The 16,829-nt window shown below is 57.8% G+C and carries 21 protein-coding genes; 11 read left to right on the top strand and 10 right to left on the bottom strand.

Translation table 11 applies throughout. From position 1 onward, the window contains the following. Window positions 1-50 precede the first annotated feature (50 nt). Window positions 51-962, bottom strand: coding sequence for an ABC transporter substrate-binding protein (locus tag ACIQWS_RS10075; RefSeq protein ID WP_403175892.1), 912 nt, complete (start codon window positions 960-962; stop codon window positions 51-53). 210 nt (window positions 963-1,172) lie between these two features. Then, entirely contained in the window at window positions 1,173-1,823 is a 651-nt protein-coding gene (locus ACIQWS_RS10070) for a hemolysin III family protein (protein ID WP_403177672.1), read from the bottom strand. A gap of 453 nt (window positions 1,824-2,276) precedes the next feature. Between ACIQWS_RS10070 and ACIQWS_RS10065 the strand changes: the two genes are divergently transcribed. After that, window positions 2,277-2,972, top strand: coding sequence for an antifreeze protein (locus ACIQWS_RS10065; RefSeq protein ID WP_346307797.1), 696 nt, complete (start codon window positions 2,277-2,279; stop codon window positions 2,970-2,972). A gap of 55 nt (window positions 2,973-3,027) precedes the next feature. Here ACIQWS_RS10065 and ACIQWS_RS10060 read toward each other — a convergent pair whose 3' ends face one another. The 5 genes from ACIQWS_RS10060 to ACIQWS_RS10040 all read right to left on the bottom strand — a co-directional run bounded on the left by ACIQWS_RS10060 (window position 3,028) and on the right by ACIQWS_RS10040 (window position 7,214). Then, window positions 3,028-3,333 (bottom strand): hypothetical protein, encoded by a 306-nt coding sequence (locus ACIQWS_RS10060; protein ID WP_403175887.1) that lies wholly within the window; start codon window positions 3,331-3,333, stop codon window positions 3,028-3,030. A gap of 484 nt (window positions 3,334-3,817) precedes the next feature. Further along, on the bottom strand, window positions 3,818-4,561 hold the full coding sequence (locus tag ACIQWS_RS10055) for a GGDEF domain-containing protein (RefSeq protein WP_346305041.1): 744 nt from the start codon (window positions 4,559-4,561) through the stop codon (window positions 3,818-3,820). 111 nt (window positions 4,562-4,672) lie between these two features. Beyond that, window positions 4,673-5,908, bottom strand: coding sequence for a HAMP domain-containing sensor histidine kinase (locus ACIQWS_RS10050; protein ID WP_223613028.1), 1,236 nt, complete (start codon window positions 5,906-5,908; stop codon window positions 4,673-4,675). 2 nt (window positions 5,909-5,910) lie between these two features. Continuing rightward, entirely contained in the window at window positions 5,911-6,567 is a 657-nt protein-coding gene (locus ACIQWS_RS10045; RefSeq protein ID WP_346305040.1) for a hypothetical protein, read from the bottom strand. Next, window positions 6,567-7,214 carry a response regulator transcription factor gene (locus tag ACIQWS_RS10040; protein WP_288193163.1) on the bottom strand — a complete coding sequence of 216 codons (648 nt, stop codon included), beginning with the start codon at window positions 7,212-7,214 and terminating at the stop codon, window positions 6,567-6,569. Before ACIQWS_RS10040 ends, ACIQWS_RS10045 begins: the two co-directional genes overlap by 1 nt. A 189-nt stretch (window positions 7,215-7,403) precedes the next feature. Here ACIQWS_RS10040 and ACIQWS_RS10035 point away from each other — a divergent pair, with 189 nt between their 5' ends. The 4 genes from ACIQWS_RS10035 to ACIQWS_RS10020 all read left to right on the top strand — a co-directional run bounded on the left by ACIQWS_RS10035 (window position 7,404) and on the right by ACIQWS_RS10020 (window position 9,333). Beyond that, a complete protein-coding gene (locus ACIQWS_RS10035) occupies window positions 7,404-7,778 on the top strand; it encodes a hypothetical protein (protein WP_223613031.1) in 375 nt (124 codons plus the stop codon). 110 nt (window positions 7,779-7,888) lie between these two features. After that, on the top strand, window positions 7,889-8,383 hold the full coding sequence (locus ACIQWS_RS10030; RefSeq protein WP_346305038.1) for a hypothetical protein: 495 nt from the start codon (window positions 7,889-7,891) through the stop codon (window positions 8,381-8,383). 91 nt (window positions 8,384-8,474) lie between these two features. Beyond that, entirely contained in the window at window positions 8,475-9,104 is a 630-nt protein-coding gene (locus tag ACIQWS_RS10025; protein ID WP_403175867.1) for a TetR family transcriptional regulator C-terminal domain-containing protein, read from the top strand. 10 nt (window positions 9,105-9,114) lie between these two features. Continuing rightward, window positions 9,115-9,333: a DUF1127 domain-containing protein gene (locus ACIQWS_RS10020; RefSeq protein WP_403175863.1), complete on the top strand. Its 219-nt coding sequence runs from the start codon at window positions 9,115-9,117 to the stop codon at window positions 9,331-9,333. A gap of 74 nt (window positions 9,334-9,407) precedes the next feature. Here the strand turns inward: ACIQWS_RS10020 and ACIQWS_RS10015 are convergent, their stop codons facing one another. Continuing rightward, entirely contained in the window at window positions 9,408-10,049 is a 642-nt protein-coding gene (locus tag ACIQWS_RS10015) for a glutathione S-transferase family protein (RefSeq protein WP_403175857.1), read from the bottom strand. 313 nt (window positions 10,050-10,362) lie between these two features. Here ACIQWS_RS10015 and ACIQWS_RS10010 point away from each other — a divergent pair, with 313 nt between their 5' ends. After that, the gene (locus ACIQWS_RS10010; protein ID WP_346305034.1) at window positions 10,363-10,971 is read left to right on the top strand and encodes a PadR family transcriptional regulator; all 609 of its coding nucleotides are present in this window, start codon (window positions 10,363-10,365) and stop codon (window positions 10,969-10,971) included. A 57-nt stretch (window positions 10,972-11,028) separates the two neighbouring features. On the opposite strand, the gene ftsZ is transcribed toward ACIQWS_RS10010, so the two are convergent. After that, window positions 11,029-12,063, bottom strand: a complete 1,035-nt coding sequence (gene ftsZ, locus ACIQWS_RS10005; RefSeq protein WP_223613037.1) for a cell division protein FtsZ — start codon at window positions 12,061-12,063, stop codon at window positions 11,029-11,031. Between the two features lie 307 nt (window positions 12,064-12,370). Between ftsZ and ACIQWS_RS10000 the strand changes: the two genes are divergently transcribed. The 4 genes from ACIQWS_RS10000 to sugE all read left to right on the top strand — a co-directional run bounded on the left by ACIQWS_RS10000 (window position 12,371) and on the right by sugE (window position 14,900). Further along, complete coding sequence (locus ACIQWS_RS10000; RefSeq protein WP_346305215.1) at window positions 12,371-13,195, top strand: mechanosensitive ion channel domain-containing protein; 825 nt, start codon at window positions 12,371-12,373, stop codon at window positions 13,193-13,195. Window positions 13,196-13,268: 73 nt separating this feature from the next. Next, entirely contained in the window at window positions 13,269-13,583 is a 315-nt protein-coding gene (locus tag ACIQWS_RS09995; protein WP_223613039.1) for a PepSY domain-containing protein, read from the top strand. 221 nt (window positions 13,584-13,804) lie between these two features. Then, window positions 13,805-14,554, top strand: a complete 750-nt coding sequence (locus ACIQWS_RS09990) for a F0F1 ATP synthase subunit A (protein ID WP_403175838.1) — start codon at window positions 13,805-13,807, stop codon at window positions 14,552-14,554. Between the two features lie 28 nt (window positions 14,555-14,582). Further along, on the top strand, window positions 14,583-14,900 hold the full coding sequence (gene sugE / locus ACIQWS_RS09985) for a quaternary ammonium compound efflux SMR transporter SugE (protein ID WP_223613041.1): 318 nt from the start codon (window positions 14,583-14,585) through the stop codon (window positions 14,898-14,900). Here sugE and ACIQWS_RS09980 read toward each other — a convergent pair. Next, window positions 14,857-15,831, bottom strand: a complete 975-nt coding sequence (locus ACIQWS_RS09980) for a DMT family transporter (protein WP_403175830.1) — start codon at window positions 15,829-15,831, stop codon at window positions 14,857-14,859. The genes sugE and ACIQWS_RS09980 overlap by 44 nt on opposite strands. 63 nt (window positions 15,832-15,894) lie before the next feature. Between ACIQWS_RS09980 and ACIQWS_RS09975 the strand changes: the two genes are divergently transcribed. Further along, window positions 15,895-16,776, top strand: coding sequence for a LysR substrate-binding domain-containing protein (locus ACIQWS_RS09975; protein WP_403175823.1), 882 nt, complete (start codon window positions 15,895-15,897; stop codon window positions 16,774-16,776). The last annotated feature ends 53 nt before the right edge of the window (window positions 16,777-16,829 follow it).

Genomic DNA, 16,829 nt, shown 5'->3' with positions numbered 1-16,829 from the left:
GAACAGGGTGAGATTCCGATTGGCGCACCCAATTCCGGCAAAGAGCGGATTTACTTGAGGAAGCCGTTTTTCTTCAGAAAGTCTTCCGCAACGGCCTTTGCCGGTTCACCGCCAACCTGTACGCGGCCGTTGAGTTCCTGCAGCGTGACGAGATCGAGCTTTTCGAACACCGGCTTCAGCAGGGCTTCGATCTGCGGATGTTCCTTCAGAACCGCTTCGCGAATGATCGGCGCCGGCTGGTAGACCGGTTGAACACCCTTGTCATCCTGAAGAACCACCAGCCCGGACGGCGCAATGCCGCCATCGGTGCCGTAAACCATGGCTGCATTGGCACCGTTGGTCTTGTTGGCCGCAGCGGCAATGGTCGCGGCGGTATCGCCGCCTGAGAGGGTGATCAATTGTTCGGGCTTCAGCTTGAAGCCATAGGTTGTCTGGAACGCCGGCAGGGCGGCAGCCGAATTGACGAATTCGGAGGAGGCGGCAAGCACCACCGTTCCGCCCTTGGTGACATATTTGCCGAAGTCGGAAAGGGTTGCCAGCTTTTCCGCGTCCGCCACTTCCTTGCGCAGGGCAATGGCCCAGGTATTGTTGGCGGGCGAGGGTGTCAGCCAGACGATCTTGTTGGCATCGTAGTCGAGTTTCTTGGCGGTCTGATAGGCCTTGGCCGCGTCTTTCCATGCGGGATCATCGGCCTTCTCGAAGAAGAACGCGGCATTGCCGGTATATTCGGGATAGATGTCGATTTCCTTGGCCGCGATCGCCTTGCGCACGATCGGGGTGGCGCCCAGTTGGATGCGATCGGTGGTTGGAATCTTATTCGCGTTGAGAACGGCCAGGATAATGTTGCCGAGGACACCGCCTTCGGTATCGATCTTGGAAGAAACAACGACCTGCGCACTGGCAGATCCGAGAGAAAGCGCCAGAGCAAGCGCCACGCCGAGAAAGGTTTTGCTGGTAGACATTCTTTTCGTTCCCTTTGCATATCCCGAGTTGAGGCGACCTTTTAATCACGATTACAGTGATCGGTCCGGGCATTTATTTTCGCGAAAAGATCATGCAACGAAAAATTTGCAGCTTTTCGTTCGCCCGTGAGCTTGTCCTATTTCAGGCGATGTCTCAAGCCTGATATGTCAGCATTTATCACCGGAATGGCAGGAGTGTGCCGGGCGGACTCAGGCGACCGCCGTGCATATGGCGGCAAAGTGAATGCTTGCCGCCGTCAGAACGAAGCCGTGCCATATCGCATTGTGAAAGGGCAGCCGTTCCAGCACATGAAAGATGACGCCGAAGGAGTAGACGAGGCCGCCGGCGAGGATCAGCCACAAGACCGTGGCGGACAGGGCAATCGTCAGTTCCTGATAGGCGGCAACGCCACTCCATCCCAGGGCAAGATAGAGAACAATGGAAAGCCTGTCGAACCTGTTGGGCATCAACAGCTTCAACAGGACGCCGGCTATGGCAATCGACCAGACGATGGACAGGAGCCACCACGTGCCGCTCTTGGCCATGAGGGGGGTGTAGGTACCGGCGATCAGCAGATAGATGGCCGAATGGTCAAAGCGCCGCAGAAACCCCTTGGTCGGGGAAATCGGCCATATGTTGTACATCGCCGACAGGGCCATGGAGAGAACGAGGGTCGCCAGATAGATTGCGGTTGCCGCATAGGCGCCGGCGGTTGTTTCCTCCGGAACAATGGCAAGAAGCAGAATCGATCCGATGATTGCCAGCGTGACACCCGCTATGTGGACGACACCATCGGCCCACAATTCTGCCACGCTATAGTTGCGGAAGGCGAATACCGGCAGCGGGCGGGGCGAGGAGATGGGCAATGCGGCGTCCTTGATAAAACAGTTTTTCCGGAGATTAGGCGTTTATCCCATATAACAACGAAAGACCGTGCTGCGTAAATGGCGCATAAGTGTGTCTTGGCGGCAAGGATCCATTCAGCAACTGCAGATTGATCTGCGCACCTGCAGACGGTTATTCGCAGGCGATTCTTTCGATCTGGTCCGATTGCTTTTTCTCCCGCCATTTTCTTGTTATTTGCCGGACATGTTTGATAAAGTAGTATTTTAACAAAACTCGTTCGTAATCATTTGAAATCTTGTAATAATTTGTCATGTTTGGTGAATATTTTCCCCGAACGATTCTGGTTGGTTACTTCTCAAATTTAAGCCATAATCATTTCATCACATGGGAAGACTATGGGTTCTGGGGAAACCTGTAGTTGGTGACAGTTTCTGAATCTGCACTGTTGAAATTGAGGGAGTTCAAAAATGACCATCACTCGGAATCTCATACTCGCCGGAATTATTGGCGCGGCATCATTTACGGTTGTGCCAGCCTATGCACTGACCGCGAAGGAATGCAGTGTCAAATATCAGGCTGCCAAAACAGCCGGTACGCTCGGCAACGTGAAGTGGAACGACTTCCGTAAGACCCAGTGCGCCGATGCTTCACCGGCCGCTGCAGCAGCGCCGGCGGCTCCTGCTGCCACGACCAAGCCCGCTGCCAAAGCGACAGCCGCAGCACCCAAGGCCGCTGCTCCAGCCGCTGCAGCCGCACCGGCTGCAACGGGCCTGAGCATGAAAGAGTGCAGTGCCAAGTATCAGGCTGCAAAAACAGCCGGTACACTCGGCAACGTGAAGTGGAATGACTTCCGTAAGACCCAGTGTGCCGCCGGTGCAACAGCTGCCGCTGCTCCTGCTGCTGCCGATGAGACGGCACCGACACCGCAGACGGCGACCTACAAGGATGAGCCGCCGGCAGCCACGACCGCTGCTCCAAAGGGCGTTGTTTTCCCGAGCGCCGTTTCCAGCAAATATTCCACCGAAAGCGCCGGCAAGGCCCGTATGCAGACGTGCCTTGAGCAGTATTACGCCAACAAGCAGAACAACACGCTTGGCGGCCTCAAGTGGATTCAGAAGGGCGGCGGCTATTACAGCCTCTGCAATTCCCGCCTGAAGGGCTGATCACGGCAAATCAAAACAGAAAGCGGGATGAATGTCCCGCTTTTTCCTTTTGAGCCTATCGGCTGAAGTCTTTCGCTTTTTCCGTGCCTGCCGGATCGGGCAGGAGCAGTGCGGGACTTTCCCCCACGCCCGGACCATGCCGGAGAATGTGGACGCGGTTATCCGCATCGCGGTGAATGGAATAGACCAGTTCACCGTCAAAACGTCTTTCCACCTTCCTGCTCTCGATGCGAAAGCGCATGGTCAGCGCTACGAGCGCCAGCACGAAGGCCGGTGGGACGATCAGCCACAGAATTTTGAGCCAGTCGGATAGCGACTGGTACGTATCGAACAAATCCTGCCAGAAATTGTAATCGTTCATGCCGCACTCCCTTGTCCATCCAGAGGAAAGCGGTCACCCGAGGTTTAGCCTCTGGTGACCGGGAGGTTCGTAAGCCGCCGCAAGACGACCGCCACGGCCTTTAAGCCGAAGCTCTGGACATACGCCGGGGCCCCCCCCGGCCATAGGCTGAGGAGGTGCCTTTGCGGTCGACACCGACCGCTCTTGGAAGGAGTTTCTACGCCCCAAGACCGATCCGTTTCGACCAGTCTCATCGCGGACCATAGTGGGAAAGTTCTGCGGGCGGAAGGGGTTAGGGCGCGAGTTTGTATATTGATGGCTGCAAAACCTCTGGCGCGTGGTTCGCCCTTCGACGAGCTCAGGAAGCTCACCATGGGGAGAGTGAGAATTGCAGGGCGTTAATTCCGCAACCTTTGCGATGAGCATTGCAGCCCACCCAACTCCCTCATGGTGAGCTTGCCGGGCCACGAACCACGCACCAAAACCTGCACCGGACGAAAATGCCCTAGCCGTAAACCACGCGGTTGCGGCCCTGATGCTTGGCTGAATAGAGATATTTGTCGGCCACCGCCAAGGTTTCCTCGAGCGATTGTCCGGGTTCATGCAAGGCAATGCCGATGCTGACGGTGATTGGTGTTCTGTCGAGTTCCAGTTCCCGGCCGATGGTGCGGGCTGCAATGAGGATTTTATGCGAGATCCAGTTGGCCCGGCCAAGATCCGCATCGGTCAGAAATACGGTAAACTCCTCGCCGCCGATCCGCGCCGCCAAATCCCGTGCGCCGATGTTCGCCTTGATCACCTGGCCGATCTCATGGATGACCTCGTCGCCGGTGGCATGGCCAAACCGGTCGTTGATTGCCTTGAAATGATCGGCGTCGATGTAGAGGAGGGCCCCGGCACTGTCCATGGGCCTTGACGCGAGAAACAGGCGCTGCGTCTGCAGATAGAATTCCGCCCGGTTGAGAAGCCCGGTCAGATCGTCACGGCGGGATTCCAGATCAAGCTGGGCGGCCAGCTGCTTCAGCTTGAAGTTCAGGCCGATGAGGAATGCACCCAGGGGGAGGCTGACCAGCACAACGATGACGGTGGTGACGCCGACAACGCGATAGGGCGTCTGCAGGCCAATCACGTAAAAGGCCAGAGCAGCCAGAATATCTGACGATATGGTGGCCATGCCAACCATGATCGCGACCTGTCTCAAGGGCGAGAGCGCGCCGAATTTGGTCATCCATAGAGCGTAGATATTCATCTCATTTGCCGGGCCGGTTGAAAGCAGCGGTATTCAAGCCCGAAACAAATGAAGAAAGCCATGCCCGCTTGTGTTTAATTCGAATTATTCTGTTCGGAAATGGCCGGCACCCTAACTGTCCAGGGCGTAACTGATGCGCACGGTGGTTCCGACATCGGGCGTCGAGGTGATCTTGAACTTGCCGGCCATGGTTTTCACCAGTTCCATGCAGTTGGTCAGTCCGAGACCAAGATGAACGCCTGCCTTGGTTGAAAAGAACGGCTCCTTGGCCTTGGCAAGCGTCGACGGGCTCATGCCGATGCCGTTGTCGGCAACGACCAGTATCAGCCGCGGGCGCTGCAGAAAGCGCCGGTGGATACTGGCCTTGATGGCAATGACGGGGGTGGCGCGGGTGGCGACGGCATTGATCGCATTGCGGACAAGTTCATCGATAATCAGGTGGAATTGCGATGCCGGAATAAGCGAATTGCGCGCGGCCTGATCGATGTCCAGCTGCAGGTTGACCGCGCTCTTCGACACGATGTCCGCAAGCAATTCGCCCAATGGCACCTTGCGGAACTGCGTCTTGGAGTGCCCGATCATCATCAATCCCTCATTGATGCTTTCAAGCTCGGCAATGGTGTTGCGGGCCGCCGCGGTCATTTCAGAGGACGGAATGGCGTTGTTGCCGACATAGCCGAGAAAAAGACGCAGGGCGGCAATCCGCGTCCGGGTCATGTGGGCAAACAGGGTGGAGAAAGAGCGGATGTGCTGATCCTTGCGCCGTGCCAGAAGGCTGCGCTGATGCATGAGCAATCCCACCAGGATAAGTGCGCCGGCGGCGCCCAAGAGCTTGTTTCTGGCGACATCCGCGGCAATTGTCGCGGTTCCCTGAAGGGTGATGCTGTGAGCCAGCGTTGAACCGGCAGTGCGAAAAATGTCCGTTTCGATTGTCTGTATGGTTTTCAGCGCCTTGTCGAACTGGTTTCCCGCCTTGATCTGCGGAACCAGTACGGTATCCACCGTCGAGATCGTTTTTTGCAGGGCCGCAATATCGGGTGCATCGAGGAACCGGTCGGCATAGTCCAACTGCTGCAGCGATTTGAGGTTGAAGTTCATGAGCGTGACCTCCGACAGCAGGCGCGGCTCGACTTCACCTGTCCGGGTTGCCAGCGTCAGGTAACCCTTGATGCTGGCAATCTTTTCGCGCGCCTGCGAAGCCCGGACCTGGACCTCGAAGCTCTGGCTCATGATTTCGTTTGACTGGATACGATACGTGTCCGCCCGGATGAATGACCAGCAACACACCAAAGCTGCGCTGATCAGAATGATGTAGAAGAGCGGATCGAGGTATTTATCCAGCTTCATGTTCAGTCAACCGGACGGATCGAGGTAACAAACCAAACCCATATCGTGTTGCGTGCGGGGACGTAAGCTTTCGGAAGCTTGGAGAGTGGCCAGACAATGTAGAACGGGCCGCCATCATCGAGCGACAACGGTCTGAAATTCTGATCCTTGGTACAGGCCCCGCTTTGCTTGTCGGCATCGGTACAAGCTCTCTCAATTGCGATGATGGGCGCAAATTCAACAACTTCTTCCATCGTGACTTTTACAATGAAATTGTCGAATGCGGCAACTTCGAGATTGGCTTTGTCGCCGATTTTGTATTTCGCAATCATTTCCTGCAGGGAAGGGCCGCGAAAATGCACCTTTGCCCCGTTGGTCCAAGGCGTTTCCGTGACCAGATCATGCATGGGAAACTGCTGTCTCAGTTGCTCCTGGGTAAAGGTCCCCAGAGGCTTGCCTGCCGTGTCCTGCATTTGAATGACCGCAGGGTCGTCATTTGCGAATGCCGTGCCGTACCAGAGCGGCGAACCGATCCACAGTGCCGCGAAAAAGAATGCAAGATATTTCCAGGCGCGCGATGCGCCTTTGTCTTCGTTGGAGATGGCGGCAGGGAAGGGTTCTTCCGACACTGCCTTTGCCATCGATTCTTCAGTTTTTTTAATGTCCAGAGCCAACCCCATTATAACCCCTTTGGTAGGAGCCCGGTTTTTAAAAGCTTTGCGCGTGCTCGCTTGTAGTATTTTTCTGCCGATGCCGCGTCTATATCAAAGCGTTCCCCAAGCTGTTCATATATTTCCTTGCGGCTGATCCCCGACGGTCTTTGTCGCATCCAGCCGAGTATTTCCTGTTCACGCGGCGTGAGGCCGGAATGGTAAAATTCCGGTGGAGCCGTTGTTTCGTTGGACAACCTCACGCTGTAGCCCCGTTCTGCAACCTCCTGCAGAACGTCGACGAGGGCTCCTGGCCTTATATTGTTCTTGGCCAGGTAGCCAACCACGCCAAGTTTCTGACAATGCTCCCATTCTTCATCCGTATCGGAACCCGTGACGACAAAATGGATTGCGTCCGGTGAAAGATCGAGGATGACTTGTACAACGTCCAAGCGGTCGTCCTGCGATTTGGGGTCATAGCCGGGCATGCCGGGGTCAATGACCACAAGGTCGAACTGATGCGACTCCAGCAGATCCAGCGCAATGGTGACATTGGCCGCGCCGTGAACAATGGATGCCGGCAATGCTGCCTGCAATTCATGGATCAGGGCCAGCCTCATGAGGTGTTGATCTTCAATGACCAGCACATGTGTATGCTTGGACGTTTGTTCCGACATCGCTCTCACGCGTACCAACAGTTGCGCGCCACTCTGTTCAAATTACAGGAGTTGCGTCTACAGAGTAGTGCGATTTATGCAAAGCGCAAAATAGGGACAGGGTTGTCCCTATTTTTCTGGACATAACCGCATAGTGTTCCGACCGAAACGCGAAACGGTGCATTGAGTTGCATTGAGAGGGTATGCGGCGTGACTTTGGCTATCATTACCATCGATGGTGTCCGGGTTGATCCGACCGAACGCGTTGCTTCGATTGCAACTGTGCTTGAATGGCACAGGCATTCCAGACGCGAATTGCAATGGATTGTCCGGACATGCACCGATCGTGCGGACTCCGAACAGGACAACGCATCGTCAGACCGGCGCCTGGCGGCGGCAACCGACGCGGAACATCGTGCGCGCGTTGCCATGTTGAGGTATCCGGCAAAAACGCTGGAAGAATTTGCGGCGAAGGCACAGCATATCTGTTCTCTTCTGCTGGAGGACGATGACAGTTTGGACAAGTACGAACTGTTTTCAATCCTGCAGAGGCTGATCGCACAACCACAGTCGGAATGCCAGTAAATCGAACCGGTACATGCGGTGAAATTCTGGTCCTGCACGCCTGACAGGACTTCGCATCGCATAGGAAAGCGCCTCCTCAAGTGCCTCCATTTTCGAGGGAATCGACCACTATGCCGAGCAATTGGGATAAATCCCAACCTATAGATGCCCATCCGGAAACCGCAAAACTGATCCAGGGTGCGGAAGCGGTCATTCAACAGGAGATCGGCCCGCTGGCCGCGCTCTGCGACGCGTTGCGCCTGCGTCTGGATTCGTACCACAGTGCCGCCAATGCGGCTGAGCGTCTCGAGCGATGGCGGCTGGCGGTCGTCCTGCACAGCGAGATCATGGAGGTTTGGAAATCGGCGTTCCTGAATGCGCGTGCCGCCGTCGACGCCTATCTCGCCAACTGTGATCTAAGCACTTTTTTCTCCTGCCGCGAAATTCTGGTGGCATCCCTGCATGGGCGCTGCAAGCCATCTGTCGGCATTGCATTGTCGGTGATGCAATTTGAAAGCGAGCGCAACCTGCGCAGATTGGCAGATGCTTCGCCCGATATGGTGACGCACAACGAGCCGGTCGACCGGCGATTCCTTCGGGCGGCCGCCGCGGGCCGGCATCGATAATTTTCGTCTTGTCGTTCAGAGAGTGCACAAGGCCTGCCGTCCGGCGGGCCTTTTTGCTTTTATGCGCATCGCGCGGCCGGGAATCGTCCGGGTGTTTGACTTTACTAGACGACTGGTCTATTCTGCCAGCATGGGAAAGATCGACACACGCACCGTACTGATTGAGGAAGGGCTGAAAGCCCTGCTTTCACATGGCTATGAAGGGGCGGGCATCGGCCCCGTGCTCAAATCGGCTGGCGTGCCGAAGGGCTCGTTTTACCATTTCTTTGCCAGCAAGGAGGAATTTGCCTCCGCAGTCCTCGGCTTTTACACCGAGGGCAACCAGATCGTCCGGACGCGGATCCTGGGCGATGAAAGCCAGACGCCGCTTAAACGCCTGCGTGCCTATTTCGAATATTACGAGCAGGAATTCGCCCGGGAGAATCCGATCGGCGGCTGCCTGCTCGGCAATCTCGCCCAATCGATTGCCGCCCACAGCGACGTCCTCAGGCAGGAACTGCACCGGGCCTTCGCCGCGTGGCAACGCGATTTCCAGACGGTTCTGCGGCAGGCGCGCGCGCAGGGCGAATTGCCCGCGCATCTCGATCCCGACGAGACGGCAGCCTTTCTGATCGATGCCTATGAAGGGGCGCTGATCCGCATGAAGACGGAAGGCAGCATCGCACCGCTCAAGCGGTTCACGACCATGACGCTCGATTGCTTGCTCACAAACCATCCATAGGAGATTCATCATGTCCCAAATAGAGACGACTGGTCTACTACAAGAGCGTAGCGGTGGAGGGTTTGCGGCATTCGTCAAAACCGCTGCGATGGTAATCTGGAACATCTATCTGCGTTATCGCGGAGAACGGGCGGGCGATCCGAGGGTCAGCAAGCTCAGTGATCATCTGCTCGATGATATCGGGATAACGCGGGAGGAAGCCCGGGAAATTGATCGCCGCCGCCGCTGATTGGACCGTAGCCTCGACATCGACACGCGGTACACCGCCCGCGCGAATCCCTTCCATGGATTCACGACTTGGCTCTACAACGTCGGTGATCGCTCCGCCCAAGCTTTGGTCGCTTGGCAGATATTCATCGCTCGGGCGTATGCGGGGCGTGCCGTCGTGCGGGCGAGATAGGCACGCTCGACTGAACCCGGGGTATAGTTGCCGGTACGCAGACCAAACAAAAGAGCGTAGCTCACTGAAATGTCAGCAGCGGTGAATTGATCTCCGGCGAGAAACGGATGATCTGCGAGACGCCGGATGACCAATCCCAGCCGGCTATGAAAGGTCTCCAGTGCCCAGCGTGTAACCCTGGCATTTCGCTCTGCTTCGGGTGCGAGCGCACGACCAACGAAAACGGCATTCATTGGTTCAGCGAGCCCAGCCTCTCCCAGATGGAGGAATTGCAGATAGGCGGCAAAGGCCGGATCATCCGGGGCAACGGCGAGCGGGCTCGGGCCATAGCGGGCGAGCAGGTATTCGAGGATCGCGATCGATTCGACCATGATCGTCTCGCCGTCCTGTAGCGCCGGGATAAAGCCGGCGGGGTTGATCGCAAGAAAATCGGGATCATTCCCGACAGCGAGCAGATCGACCGGGCGCAGCCGATACGCCACTCCCAATTCCTCGAGCAGCCAAACGACACGGAACCCACGACCTTCGCCATAGACGGTGAGCATGCTTGAGCGTCCTTACATTGGCTTACGTGCTTCATTCGCAGGAGCGAAATTTCCGCATATACTGCTATCGCCCGGCCACGATATGCGCAAGGCGCGTCACATAGGCGGCATCAGGCGGCGCCGGTCCTCCATTCACGACCGAGCCTGTTTTCGCAGTTTCCGGGCCATTTTGCCGGTTCGCATTGCAATTTTTTCCTCAGCACAATCATGCACGTAGCTCTTCCAACGGAGCAAACACCCGATGCATATTGAAGTTTGTATTTACAGATAGACTCAAAAGATATATCGTTTATGCATGAAAGGAGAATTTGCAATGTTTGGAAATTGTCATCACGAACGGCACGAACGCGATGAGCGTTTTGTCATATACGGCATGGGACGCGGTTTTGGCCGCCACGGCGGCGGTCACGATGGCCCCGGCGGCGGCGGACGTTTCGGCCGCAGGGGCGGCGGAGGCAGGGTGTTCGCATCGGGCGACCTGCGTCTGGTTCTGCTGGCCCTGGTCGCCGAGCGGCCACGCCATGGCTATGAGCTGATCAAGGACATCGAAGAGTTGTTCGGCGGCGCCTATGCGCCGAGCCCCGGTTCTGTCTATCCGTCCCTGACTTTCCTCGAGGAAATCGGGCAGGTAACGGCAGCGGCGAGCGAAGGCTCGAAAAAGCTCTATACCATCACGGCGGAGGGGCTTGCCTATCTCGCCGAAAACAAGAACCTGGTGGATGCGGTCCGCACGCGGATGGGCATGGTTGCCCGTTCCATGGCCGGACAGCGCGCACCGGAGGCCATTGCCCACGCGATGGACACGCTGCGCACCGCGCTCCACCTGCACAGTCACGGCTGGGATGCGGAAGAGGCGGACCGGGTTCGCAAGATCCTCGAGCAGGCGGCGCTGGATATAGAATCAGGCAAGAAAAAAGACTGATGTCTAAACCCATACGGCGCCGGAAGCGGCGCCGTATGGGAATTCATGCAAGGGAATTCAGGCCTGGCGTCTTGTCATCGACAGGACGGAGCCGGGTGTGCCTGCGTCAGACAGTGCGGCAGCGCGGGCAACATCGATGCCGGTTGCAACCACCGATACCCGGAATACGCCTTCCAGCGCATCGTCAAAGGTCGCGCCAAGAATGATGTTGGCCTGATCGTCGACTTCTTCGCGGATACGGGTTGCGGCTTCATCGACCTCGAACAGGGTCATGTCGCGTCCGCCGGAAATCGATACCAGGACGCCCTTGGCACCCTTCATCGATTCCACGTCGAGAAGCGGATTGGCGATTGCAGCTTCGGCGGCCGCCTGTGCGCGGCCTTCGCCGGTGCCTTCGCCCGTTCCCATCATGGCGCGGCCCATGTCGCGCATGACCGAGCGCACGTCGGCAAAATCCAGATTGATCAGGCCTTCGCGGACCATCAGATCCGTGATGCAGGCAACACCGGAATAGAGAACGCGGTCGGCGGTGGCAAAGGCATCGGCAAAGGTCGTGGATGCATTGGCGACGCGGAAAAGGTTCTGGTTGGGGATGACGATCAGCGTATCGGCGCTGTCGCGCAGTTCTTCCAGACCTTCTTCAGCCATGCGCATGCGGCGCGTGCCTTCGAACGAGAATGGCTTTGTCACGACGCCAACCGTCAGGATGCCGGCCGAGCGGGCTGCGCGGGCAATGACCGGCGCTGCGCCGGTGCCGGTGCCGCCGCCCATGCCTGCCGTCACGAAGCACATGTGTGTGCCGGCAAGATGATCCATGATTTCGTCGATGCTTTCTTCCGCAGCGGCCCGTCCGATTTCCGGATGGGAGCCTGCGCCAAGCCCCTGCGTCACATTGGCGCCGAGCTGGATCAGCCGGCTTGCCTTGGACATGGCCAGTGCCTGGGCATCCGTATTGGCCACAATGAACTGCGTGCCCTGCAGGTTTTCACGGATCATGTTGTTAACCGCATTGCCGCCGCCGCCGCCGACACCGAACACGGTGATATTCGGCTTCATCTCGGAAATTTCCGGCTTCTTGAGGTTAATTGACATCGTGCAATCCTTATTCCCGGCCGATGGTCTGTATCGGCGTGCAGGTACGTAATGTTATGACGGAGCTCACTCGGAGAATCAAAGCCTCTCCGTACCCCAATGTCCGGCAAAGAATCAGACAGCGGGTTTCGGCGCAAGCCCTGAAATGGCATATCGCCCGGATGGGTTGTCAAAAGTATGTCCGGAACGACGGGCGAAAGGACATCGCGGATGCAATGTCCTTGAGATTGACGCAATAGTTCACGAAGGAACCGTCCCAACACTCTGATATTTCCCACCCACAGTTTCTGATCAGGAGAATTGGCCTATGGAACTTGATCCCCAAAACGCTGTCACCGCCATACAGACCGGTATTCATCAGGCAAGCGCGCTTGTTGTCACCTATTCATTCTCGGTCCTTGGCGCCATATTGCTGCTGGTGATCGGCTACATCGTTGCCGGACTGGTGGAACGCTGGCTTTATGCCGGATTGGGGAAGGTCGGCGGCTTCGACCTGACACTGCGCCGCTTCTTTTCAAAAATCGCCCGCTATGCGGTTTTGGGACTGGTGGCGGTCATGGTGCTCGGCCAGTTCGGCATTCAGACCGCGTCGGTCATTGCCGCCATCGGCGCTGTCGGCCTGGCCATTGGCCTTGCCCTGCAGGGGACCCTGCAGAATATCGCGGCCGGCATCATGCTCCTGGCCTTGCGGCCGCTGCGTATCGGGGAATATGTCGAAGTCGGCAGCATTTCCGGCACGGTGGAGGAAATCGGGCTGTTTGCCACGCGCTTGCGGGCTGCGGACGGCGTCTATGTCCTTGCGCCCAATTCAACCCTTTGGACCCAGCCCGTCAAAAACTACACGCGCAACGGTGTCCGCCGCAATGACATTACACTCGGGGCCGATCATGGCGAGGATATCGACCGGATACGCAAGAACCTGGTGGCGCTGACCGCCAATGACAAGCGCATTTTGCGGGATCCGGCCCCGCAGGTCTTCGCCTCGGATCTCACGGATGAATCCATCGCCATCACCCTGCGATACTGGACATCGGCCAGCGACTTCGCTGCGGTGAAAGCCGATTTGACCATGGGAACGGGAGAACTCTTCTACGACAAGAAGCCGGCAGATCAGCAAGCCTCGGGCATTTGAACGGAACAACATCCCTCGCTTGGCGTTTCCCTTGGTGACCATGCATTTTAACAATGTTCTTTGGGAGGCTATCATGTTTAAACATTTTGCTATTGCAGCCATTGCGGCGGTGACAGTCCTGTCGGCGGCCCCGTCTTTCGCTCAATCACTCGAAATCGGGCCGGGCGGTGTGCGTCTTGTCGAACCGGGTGCCGAGCGGCCCATGCGGCGCGGCATGGATATCAGCGAGCGTGAAGCAGTGCGGATCGCCCGCGCCGAAGGTTTGCGCAACGTGGACAATATAGACCGGACGAGGTCCCGTTTCATCGTGGAGGGGACAGACCGGCGCGGCAATGATGTTCGCGTCAGCGTCGACAGGCGCACGGGCGAAGTGATTTCCGTCGACTAGCCGGCCCTTCGATCTGTATCTGACGATTTGTTGACTTGAATTGCTGCGGATTGGCGGCTAGGACAGCCATGCACAGGACGACCTGTGTCATGGTTGCGCATGGGGACGGCCCCGTTATCTCGATTGAAGGAGATGATGGTGTCCCACACCGCACTGAATTTTTCCTGTTTGACTGTCGCCGTTCCAGCCAGCTCTCATCGTCAGACCGGGCGAGGTCTGTGATGGCTGGCCCTATCGAACAATTCGAAATCAAGCCGCTCGTCCGCCTGGCCGAGATCGCGGGCCATGAGATCAGCTTCACCAACGCGTCCGCCTATATGGTCCTGACCGTTGCTGTTTCCAGTGCGTTCCTGATGATTTCCATGCGCAAACGCAGGCTCAATCCGGGGCGTCTGCAGTCCACGGCGGAGATGCTGTACGAGTTCGTCGCCGGCCTGCTCCGGCAAAATGCCGGTGAACAGGGGATGCGGTTCTTTCCGTTTGTCTTCTCGCTGTTCATCTTCATCCTCGTGGCAAACCTGATCGGCATGGTTCCCTATGCCTTTACGGTGACCAGCCAGATCATTGTCACCTTTGCCCTGGCAATTCTCGTTTTCCTCACGGTCACCATTTACGGCTTCCGGCGGCACGGCTTGAAATTCCTGCGGCTGTTCATGCCGGCCGGCGTGCCGGTTGTGCTCGCACCGGTGATTATCCCCATCGAGATCATCTCATACCTGTCACGCCCGCTCAGTCATTCGGTGCGCCTGTTTGCGGTGATGCTGGCAGGGCACATCACCCTGAAAGTATTTTCCGGCTTTGTGGCTGATCTGGTTGATGCGGGCGGCGTCGGACTTCTGGCCGCCGTTCTGCCGCTGGCCATGGCCGTCGCCCTGACCGGACTTGAACTGCTGATGTCTTTCATTCAGGCCTACGTCTTCGCCATGCTGACATGCATGTATCTGAACGATGCGCTTCATCCCGGCCACTGAAACCAATACCCCTGTGAAAGGAACGATCATGGCATGGATCTATCTTGCTCTTGCTGGCCTGTTTGAGGTGATTTGGGCTTCCACAATGAAACAGTCCGACGGTTTCACGCGGCTTGTGCCGAGTGTGATCACCATCGTCACGATGATCATCAGCTTTGGCTTGCTCGCCGTGGCGATGAAATCCCTGCCGCTCGGCACCGCCTACGCCATCTGGACGGGTATCGGAGCGGTTGGCGCATTCCTCGTCGGCATATTCTTCCTCGGTGAAGCGGTCACGCTTTTCCGGCTTGCAAGCGTCGGCTTCATCGTTGCGGGACTGATTGGTCTGAAACTATCGACGCTGTAGGCAATGGTGCGGTATCGGTCGCCGGCGTTTCGGTGCGGACGTCAACCGGTGTCTGCACAGTCTTGCCGCGCATGTTCACGATCACAACCCCGGCCAGGATGAGCATGCCGCCAAGGACCGTGCTCATTTTCGGTGGTTCGCCGGCAATGAGCCAGGCGATCAGCATGGCGATGGGGGCAATGAGGTAGAGAAAGTTTCCGGCCCGGGCGACGCCAAACGTGCCGAGCGCATAGGCCCAGCAAACCAGGCCGATTGCGGTGGGAAAAATGCCGAGGAAGCCGATCCAGCCTCGCACGGCCAGCGATGCATTGCCGGTTTGCGCTATGGCCTGCGACAGCCATGGCGAAAGCGCGAGCGCAGCTGATATAAACATGATGGCCGCCACATGCAGGGCACCATAGCGCGAAACCAGCTGGCGCTGCACCGTGAAGCCCGTTGCCGAGCACAAGGCAGCGCCGAGTACAACGGCGGCACCTGAGTTCAGGGTCAGCCCGCCAGCCTGTGCGCTGGCTATCAAGCCAATGCCGATAATACACAACAGGGTTCCGCCCCAGGCAATGGGCGGAAACCGCTCCTTCAGGAGCACGACGGCGAATGTCGCCATCCAGAGCGATTCAGTCTTGATGAGGAAACTTGCTGCGCCCGCCGCTACGGTTTGCTGTCCGATATTCAGCAGAACGCTGTAACCGGCGCCGCCCACAATGCCACAGCCGGCACAGAGCAGGAAATGAGGCAGCGGCATGCGGGCAGGGCGCTTCCAGACCAGCCATATCGCGGCCAGCAGTGCGGCGATGGCATAGCGGATCGATGCGAGTGGCAAGGGCTCCAGTTGTGTGAGCGCAAGCTTGATTGCGGGAAAAGCTGTCGCCCAGACGAGAATGGTCGTGGAGATAGCCAGGATCGGTAAAAGTGTGGGGCGGGATGAGGTCATGCGGAGACTGTAAAACACGTTCCAGACTTGACATAGAGTGCTGATATGGCGTGAGCTGTGAGAATGAAGCACAGCTCGGATCTCCCGTCCTTCGATGCCATACAGGCGGTTCTGTCGTCCAATCGCACCGGCTCGTTCTCCGGCGCTGCCGATGAACTCGATTTGACGCATGGAGCTATCAGCCGGCGCGTCGCCATTGTCGAGGCCTGGGCCGGGACGGCATTGTTCGAACGGCACGGGCGCGGGGTTCGCCTGACGATCGAAGGGCAACGGCTTGTGCGGTTGTTCGAGCAGGCGCTTGACCTGATCGATAGCGGGGCGGCTGAATGGCGGGAGAACCGCCAGCCCGAAACCGTCAGGATCAGCGTCCTGCCGTCCTTCGCGCGGCTGTGGATTTTGCCGAACCTTGCCAAACTGGAGGGCTCTCCACCCGATCTGCGGATCGAACTGGAGCTTGACCGCCGCTATGCCCCGCTCGGCGAGGTTGACGTGGCAATGCGCTATGGCCGCGGTGACTGGAGCGATGGTGTGGCCATGCCGCTTTTCGACGAAGTCCTCCTTCCCGTCGCATCGCCCGAGCTGGCCCTCGTCTTGGGAGATGAACCTGAGCCGGGCGATATTCTCCGCCATCCTCTTATTCACGACGCTTATCCCGATGCGTGGCGTATCTGGCTGGCCGAGCGCGGGCACCGGTATCGCCCGCGTCCGCAGGACCGCCGCTATCCGGACTATGATCTGGGTTTGCATGCGGCGGCTGCGGGAAGCGGTGTGGCCCTCCTGCGCGCGCCCTATGGCGAGATATTTGTCCAAAACGGCAGCCTTGTGCCGATTTCCAGCGCTCCGTTAGCCAGCCAATTGAAATTCCATGCCATCACAGAACGGGGGAGCCAACGGCGTGCCGTCCGCACACTGCTGGAGCGCATCCGAGGGCTTTCGGCCTCTTGATTGAGCCGTTGACAATCGAACGGCGCTTGGCGAGGCTTGGTCGGAGTGTTCAG

The sequence above is a fragment of the Phyllobacterium sp. NPDC097923 genome (genome assembly GCF_044760925.1).
Lineage (GTDB): Bacteria > Pseudomonadota > Alphaproteobacteria > Rhizobiales > Rhizobiaceae > Phyllobacterium > Phyllobacterium calauticae.
Note: the sequence above shows the minus strand (reverse complement) of the source record. Positions and strands in the feature narration are given on the sequence as shown.

What these genes read in the sequence shown, in the direction of transcription:
- ACIQWS_RS10050 (WP_223613028.1), bottom strand. Translation starts at nt 5,908, where the DNA reads ATGAAGCTGGATAAATACCTCGATCCGCTCTTCTACATCATTCTGATC.
- ACIQWS_RS10010 (WP_346305034.1), top strand. Translation starts at nt 10,363, where the DNA reads ATGTTTGGAAATTGTCATCACGAACGGCACGAACGCGATGAGCGTTTT.
- ACIQWS_RS09990 (WP_403175838.1), top strand. Translation starts at nt 13,805, where the DNA reads ATGGCTGGCCCTATCGAACAATTCGAAATCAAGCCGCTCGTCCGCCTG.
- ACIQWS_RS10075 (WP_403175892.1), bottom strand. Translation starts at nt 962, where the DNA reads ATGTCTACCAGCAAAACCTTTCTCGGCGTGGCGCTTGCTCTGGCGCTT.
- ACIQWS_RS10060 (WP_403175887.1), bottom strand. Translation starts at nt 3,333, where the DNA reads ATGAACGATTACAATTTCTGGCAGGATTTGTTCGATACGTACCAGTCG.
- ACIQWS_RS10065 (WP_346307797.1), top strand. Translation starts at nt 2,277, where the DNA reads ATGACCATCACTCGGAATCTCATACTCGCCGGAATTATTGGCGCGGCA.
- ACIQWS_RS10055 (WP_346305041.1), bottom strand. Translation starts at nt 4,561, where the DNA reads ATGAATATCTACGCTCTATGGATGACCAAATTCGGCGCGCTCTCGCCC.
- ACIQWS_RS09995 (WP_223613039.1), top strand. Translation starts at nt 13,269, where the DNA reads ATGTTTAAACATTTTGCTATTGCAGCCATTGCGGCGGTGACAGTCCTG.
- ACIQWS_RS10030 (WP_346305038.1), top strand. Translation starts at nt 7,889, where the DNA reads ATGCCGAGCAATTGGGATAAATCCCAACCTATAGATGCCCATCCGGAA.
- sugE (WP_223613041.1), top strand. Translation starts at nt 14,583, where the DNA reads ATGGCATGGATCTATCTTGCTCTTGCTGGCCTGTTTGAGGTGATTTGG.
- ACIQWS_RS09980 (WP_403175830.1), bottom strand. Translation starts at nt 15,831, where the DNA reads ATGACCTCATCCCGCCCCACACTTTTACCGATCCTGGCTATCTCCACG.
- ACIQWS_RS10000 (WP_346305215.1), top strand. Translation starts at nt 12,371, where the DNA reads ATGGAACTTGATCCCCAAAACGCTGTCACCGCCATACAGACCGGTATT.
- ACIQWS_RS10020 (WP_403175863.1), top strand. Translation starts at nt 9,115, where the DNA reads ATGTCCCAAATAGAGACGACTGGTCTACTACAAGAGCGTAGCGGTGGA.
- ACIQWS_RS10045 (WP_346305040.1), bottom strand. Translation starts at nt 6,567, where the DNA reads ATGGGGTTGGCTCTGGACATTAAAAAAACTGAAGAATCGATGGCAAAG.
- ACIQWS_RS10015 (WP_403175857.1), bottom strand. Translation starts at nt 10,049, where the DNA reads ATGCTCACCGTCTATGGCGAAGGTCGTGGGTTCCGTGTCGTTTGGCTG.
- ftsZ (WP_223613037.1), bottom strand. Translation starts at nt 12,063, where the DNA reads ATGTCAATTAACCTCAAGAAGCCGGAAATTTCCGAGATGAAGCCGAAT.
- ACIQWS_RS10040 (WP_288193163.1), bottom strand. Translation starts at nt 7,214, where the DNA reads ATGTCGGAACAAACGTCCAAGCATACACATGTGCTGGTCATTGAAGAT.
- ACIQWS_RS09975 (WP_403175823.1), top strand. Translation starts at nt 15,895, where the DNA reads ATGAAGCACAGCTCGGATCTCCCGTCCTTCGATGCCATACAGGCGGTT.